This window comes from Microcoleus sp. MON2_D5, from assembly GCF_036701905.1.
GTDB lineage: Bacteria > Cyanobacteriota > Cyanobacteriia > Cyanobacteriales > Microcoleaceae > Microcoleus.
Genome location: NZ_JAUBRM010000057.1, coordinates 43,668 through 50,048 on the forward strand (window position 1 = coordinate 43,668; position 6,381 = coordinate 50,048).

Consider the following 6,381-nt stretch of genomic DNA (forward strand, 5'->3'; position numbering starts at 1 on the left):
AGACTTTGGGCAAAAGTCCCAGTTTTTGAGTTTTCACCGCTTCGCAACCGAGTCAATGTAGAGTGCGCCGAAGAGTGCCTGATTAATTTTAGCAATTTTCTAGAAACCCTCTGTCTTTGGCTGAGTTTTTTTCAGACGAGAAACCGGCCGAGAGGAAGACGGTAAATGACTTAGGTATTAACTACTATTTTTAAAACAATATTATTAGGAATTCTGAGCGTGCTTCAACAAAATAGAAGTTTAGGGGAACAGGCGATCGACAAAGTGGCCGAGATGGCTATTGCCAGCAAATTAGACGAATCCGAAACTTTGTCTGTCACAGTTAACACCGATCCGATCCAGCTAGCCCAGGGAGAAGTAGAGGCCGTTGCCGTTGAGGGCAAAGGATTGGTAATGCAACAAGATTTGCGCGTGGAAGAATTGCAAATTCACGTCAAGGATATTGCAGTCAATCCCCTCACCGCTATGTTTGGCAAAATTGAACTCAACGGGCCTGCCTTCGGTGGGGCGCGCGCCGTTTTAACAGAAAGCGATATCAACCGCGCTTTTAATTCCGAATACATTAGCAGGAAACTGAAAAACTTAAAAGTTACTGTTGACGGACAACAGAAGACAATAGACGTTAAAACTATTGAGTGCCAATTGCTAACCGGAAAAATCGCTTTAAATGCTGAGGTATTGGTGCGGGAAACTGCCTCCACGGAAAAAATTCAATTTACATCCAAACCTGAGATCGCAGCGGGCGGTTGGGCAATTTCTCTTCAGGATGTCGAGTATCCCGAAAACAAGGAATTTTCGCCGGAGTTAACTCAAGCTTTGGCCGAGAAAGCTGGTGAAGTTTTAAACTTGCGAAATTTTGAACTTGAGGGAATGTCCCTGCGGGTCCAACAGCTAAATGTGGAAGCTGGTGTGCTGACTTTGGAAGCTGAAGCGAAAGTCGAAAAATTCCCAGATTAGCAGTAGCGTTCTGAGGTTAGTAGCTGGTAGGGTGCGTCAGTGGATTTGAGATGTTAGATGTTAGATTTACTCCACAGATGAATCTGGGTGTTTGAACACGAGTCTAAAATTTGTATAACTCCACGCCAGGAGTCGTTGGCAAGTATCCGTTTTTGGGCGCGGTCAAAAACAAAAAAGCTTTTGTGAGCAATTATTGGAACGCACGCACCCGAAGACTACGCTTTGAAACTACCCCCCCCTTTTCTTCTCCGTCGGGTACGCGAGTTTCTCAACCGAACTTTATCTAGAAACCCGGTTTTTTTACCGGGTTTCTAGATATCGGCGTGTTAGTCCTACCAAAAATAATCTCTCGAAGGCAATCGCACTTTTTAAATCCCTCTAAAGTTATAAAAAAATAGATAGCAATCCGTGGCAAAATATTACCGCCGTTAGAGGCAGGCGTGGGGAGTTTATTTTTACTCTTGACAAGTAGTAGTAAAAAATCGGAAAACTTTTGTGAACACAGTAACTGCTTTTTTTAAAAGACTGCGTATCGGTCAATTTTTGACTGTATTGATGGCAGGTTTGCTGGTGTTTACCAGCACCGCTTGCAATGCTGGCGATGTTCGAGGTGCTCGGCCTGAGAATCCTCCCGTTCAAATGGGAGGAATGAATAACCCCCACAAGGGCGGTGGAGATGGATACACGAATTATCAAATGTCTACCGACCCTAAAGTCAATCAATCGCCTGCTAAAGCAGAAAAGAATCGGGCTGATTTGTCGATCGTGGGCGATCGTCTCCTGGCCGCGACTACCGGGGAATCTAATTCCTCAAAGCTGCTTTATCCGGGTTCTGCACCGATGGAAACTGACAAGTTCGACCTCGAACTCGGCGGAGATAAAACTCTGTTAGACACGCCAGACGGACAGCCGGCTAAGGCTCAACCCGTATTCGACCGCAGCGATCCCGATGCCAATATTTTAGAGAGAGTAGGCGCCGCCGTTAAGGATGCTTCGGCTTTCCTGAAAGATAGCGCTGAAGATGCTAAGGAAAGCTCAGTTACGAAACTCAATCCGCTGCAAAAATAAGCCAGTCGGAGCAAAGATGATGTAGGGGCTGTCTGAAATTAGCCCCTACATAAATAATATAATTTCTTGAAACTAGATAAACGCTTTTAGACCTGCTATCTGCTCAACAGGATTTACGCTATTTCTGCATTTTTAATAAAATCTAGCTCAATATGTTTTACATTTTATGAGATTTAGGCTGCGAATTCTGGAGAGTAGGTCTGGTAAACTTCAATCAGGTTGAATAAATCTCAAACATCTCGATTAACATGAACTATTTGGCCGTAAATAAAAATTACGGGGTTGTTCATTTCGTGAGCCACTCCTGCTACCAACTGTCCTCAGTTCGACATTTGTTCGGATTGAATTAGCTGAAGAGGCCACGGAAAGTTCCGTTACCAAACTTAAATTTTTGGGTTCTTGTGCATAGCAAGGAAAAATCCTTAACACTTTTAGGCGTCAAGAAGCCTTGTAATGCTCGATAAAATACCAGATAGCTCCCACATGATTGGAGAGCATTTTATAATAAAATGATAGAGTTTTTATTACAATAGCGAGATTTCCCTGGCATCAGGGTGTTATTGAATCTTGGTATATCAGAAGTTTTGCCCCTATCTCTCCCGCCAGATTGGTATCGCTGGCGAGGGAAAACTTTTTCATAGGCGGCCTAAAAAGTTGTATAGTACAGGGCATATTGCCTGTAAACTGCTGAGAGCAAATCCCACAAATCTGCTGGTTGCAAGAAAACAGGGACTTCTACAGCTTCATATAAAGCCTGTTTAGGCTTTGTTTGGGCTTAAAAGGCAGTTTTTGTCCCGCTAAGTCAGTGATAATATTACACTGCGGGTTTTGAAGGAATAGGTAGAAACTCCTAATAACGCCCCGCAACAACTGGAAGCGATGCTGAAAGGGTAAATTATTCTTAGTTAACCGCTATTCCCGTGAAATCTTTGAAAAATACTTCTCGTAAATTGCGTCTCCGTACAGCCCTCGTCGTTCCCTTCGTTTTGCAAATTGTAGCGGCTGTTGGGTTAGTAGGTTATCTCTCCTTTAGAAGCGGACAAAGAGCAATCAATGATCTGGCAAACCAACTGCAAAAGGAAGTCAACAATCGAGTTAATCACCACCTTGAGACTTACCTGAAAATGCCTCAGCGAGTTAATCAAATTAATTATGATCTCATTCAGATAGGCTTATTGGATGTCAATAAGTTTTCTGCCTCAAGGCAGTATTTTTGGAGACTCCTTCAACAGTTTGAAACCATCAGTTACATTGGGTTTGGTAATGAGCAGGAAAAATTTATCGGTGTTGAACGACTAGAGGGTGGCAAATTTTCTGTAGAAGTTAAGGATAAAAGTACGGGTGTCAATAAGCTAGTTTATCTGCTTGACAAACAGGGAAATCTAATTGATAAGCAGATCGGTGCTTCAAAAAACTACCTCCCCACCCGCCGCCCCTGGTACCGAGCGGCTAAGGAAGCCAATAAACCGACTTGGGGTAAAATCTATCAGTTTTCTTCCAACTCAGCAGTACGGTTAGGAATTCCGGCTGTCCAGCCCTATCGTGATAAAGCAGGCAATTTTGTAGGTGTTCTAGAAACTGATTTGGTTATTTCTCAGATCAGTAACTTTTTGAATCAAATCAAAATTAGTCCTTCGGGAGGAGTGTTTATCATGGATCGTGAAGGACTGCTGGTTGCGAGTTCAACGAACTCCCCTATCTACACAGTCAAGAATGGTAAAGCCGAAAGATTAGCAGCATCAACCAGCAGCGATTCTTTGATCCGGGCAAGTACACAGTATTTGTCCGAGCATTTTGGCGATCTCAACCAGATTACAAAGCTCCAACAACTAGACTTTAAGATTAAGGGGGAACGCCAATTTGTTTTGGTTGAACCTTGGCAAGATGAGTTTGGTCTGAATTGGGTGATAGTGACTACGGTTCGAGAATCGGACTTTATGTCACAAATCAATGCTAATACTCGTACTACAATCCTGCTCTGTTTAGCGACTCTGATTTTGACAATTGCGATCGGTATCCTGACGGCTCGCTCGATTACCCGTCCCGTTCTCCGAATTACTAAAGCTGCTGAACAAATTGCTGCTGGTAACCTCGATAAGCGAGTAGGCACCACTGACTTTATTGAAATTGAGGAAATTGATACGCTGGAACGTTCCTTCGACAGCATGGCAGGGCAACTGAAGGAATCGTTTGAAACACTCGAAGATAAAGTTAAAGAACGCACGGCAGAACTGGCAACTGCCAACGACGAAATCCTTGCCCTCAACGAGAGACTAAAGGAAGACAATCTTCGCATGGGTGCTGAATTGGATATCGTGCGTCAAATGCAGCAAATGATTCTGCCCAATGCTGAGGAACTGAAAATTGAAGGACTCGATATTGCCGCATACATGGAGGCTGCCGATGAAGTCGGCGGCGACTACTATGATGTTTTAAACACCGATGGCGTTGTCACTCTGGGCATCGGCGATGTCACTGGACATGGACTCGAAAGCGGTATCTTGATGCTGATGGCGCAAACGGCAGTCCGTACCCTCAAGGAAATCCGCGAAACTGATCCGGTTCGGTTTTTAGATGCGCTCAACCGCACCCTCTACAAAAACGTGCAGCGCATGAAGTCCGAAAAAAGTCTCACCCTAGCAATTTTAAATTATTCCCAAGGACGGGTCAGCATTAGCGGTCAGCATGAAGAAACAATCATTGTGCGCCTTGGCGGACAGGTAGAACGTATCGACACGATGGATTTAGGTTTTCCGATTGCTCTTGACGATGACATTGCTGAGTTCATCAGTCATATTTCAATGGAGCTACACCCAGGAGATGGTATAGTGCTATATACCGATGGCATTACCGAAGCAAAAGACATTAACAAAAAACAGTATGGCGTTGAGCCGATGTGTGAAGTCATTAGCCAAAACTGGCATTTATCGGCTGGGGAAATCAAGCAAGCCGTGATTGACGATGTACGGCGTCATATAGGCCGTCAAAAAGTGTTTGATGATATTACGCTGTTGGTTTTGAAGCGGACGGAATTAGGCGTAGAAAAAAAGTCACACCCTCAAGCAGCCGCATTGGTTTAGAGCGATCGCCCCTACGTCGAAAAAACAAACTTATCAGATAATTGGGTCTAAAACCCCGTCCTTCTAGGACGGCTTTAATTCTAAAGTTTTAATGACTCACTAAACATCCTATGCTAAATCGTATAGTATAAGGTAGGAGGTAAAACCATGCTAGTCTTTGAGTTTAAAGCCTACGGAAAATCAAACCAGTTCAAAGCAGTAGATGAAGCAATTCGTACCGCAAAGTTTGTCCGCAATAGCTGTTTGCGCTATTGGATGGATAACAAAAAATTGGATAAATACGATTTGAACAAATATTGCGCTGTACTGGCTCGCGATTTTTCGTTTGCCGACGAACTCAACTCAATGGCTCGACAAGCTAGCGCCGAACGAGCGTGGTCTGCTATCTCCAGATTTTACGATAACTGCAAAAAGGGTGTTCCTGGCAATAAAGGGTATCCGCAGTTTCAAAAAGATTGCCGATCGGTTGAGTATAAATCAACTGGATGGAAACTTGCCGACGATCGGAAATCAATCAACTTTACAGACAAAAAAGGGATTGGACGGTTAAAACTAAAAGGTACACGCGACTTGCACTTCTACCAAATCAACCAAATAAAACGGGTGAGATTGGTAAAACGTGCTGATGGCGTGTACGTCCAATTCTGCGTGGATGTCGATAGAAAGGAAAATACAGAACCTTCTGGTACGGCGATCGGATTAGACGTGGGATTAAAGGTGCGATTCGTTGGCTAGAAACCAATCTTAATAAAAAAAAGATTAGGGGGATTAGCCGCAGGGTAATGAACCTTGATAACTGAATGACCATGTAGGTGAAAAACCTACCCCGCAGGTGCAGCGGTGAAAGCACTTCCCCTACGGTAGCGACTAGCCATCAATCCGTAAAGCGGGGATGAAAGGTGGTATTACTGACAGCCTAATTCGGTACCCATCGAGCAAAGTATCCATGAGTAAAGCAATTGCTTGAAGATGTGTTTAAATCGTCGTTACCACGAACCAGCGAAATAAGGCTCAATGCGCTGGAGCCAAAAGGCACAGGATAAGGAGTTGGCAAGTATTTAGTTGACCAATAAGCACCTCCTATAAACCCGGCGAAGAGCATCACTCTAAAGGTACACAGTATGGTCATTCGGAACGAAATAACCTCTCGTCTGCTCTCAGGTGATCTAACCCCTGTAGTAGGTGCTAACCGTATGCAGCGAGCAGGAAAGATTGGGTCAGAAGCTTAAAGTCTGGGGTAATGCCCAGGATATGCAGACGGACTCACGGTGATTTG

3 protein-coding genes and 1 pseudogene are annotated in these 6,381 nt (G+C 44.1%); all 4 read left to right on the forward strand.

Going from position 1 to position 6,381, the window contains the following annotated elements; genetic code table 11:
* The first annotated feature begins 219 nt into the window (after window positions 1-219).
* Window positions 220-957: a DUF2993 domain-containing protein gene (locus QUA47_RS20770; protein WP_333432144.1), complete on the forward strand. Its 738-nt coding sequence runs from the start codon at window positions 220-222 to the stop codon at window positions 955-957.
* A 495-nt stretch (window positions 958-1,452) separates the two neighbouring features.
* Window positions 1,453-2,025 (forward strand): DUF6658 family protein, encoded by a 573-nt coding sequence (locus QUA47_RS20775; protein WP_333432145.1) that lies wholly within the window; start codon window positions 1,453-1,455, stop codon window positions 2,023-2,025.
* Window positions 2,026-2,945: 920 nt separating this feature from the next.
* Window positions 2,946-5,105: a SpoIIE family protein phosphatase gene (locus tag QUA47_RS20780; protein ID WP_333432146.1), complete on the forward strand. Its 2,160-nt coding sequence runs from the start codon at window positions 2,946-2,948 to the stop codon at window positions 5,103-5,105.
* A gap of 147 nt (window positions 5,106-5,252) precedes the next feature.
* Window positions 5,253-5,822 (forward strand): annotated as a pseudogene (locus tag QUA47_RS20785) (RNA-guided endonuclease InsQ/TnpB family protein); the annotation flags it as partial.
* Window positions 5,823-6,381 lie beyond the last annotated feature (559 nt).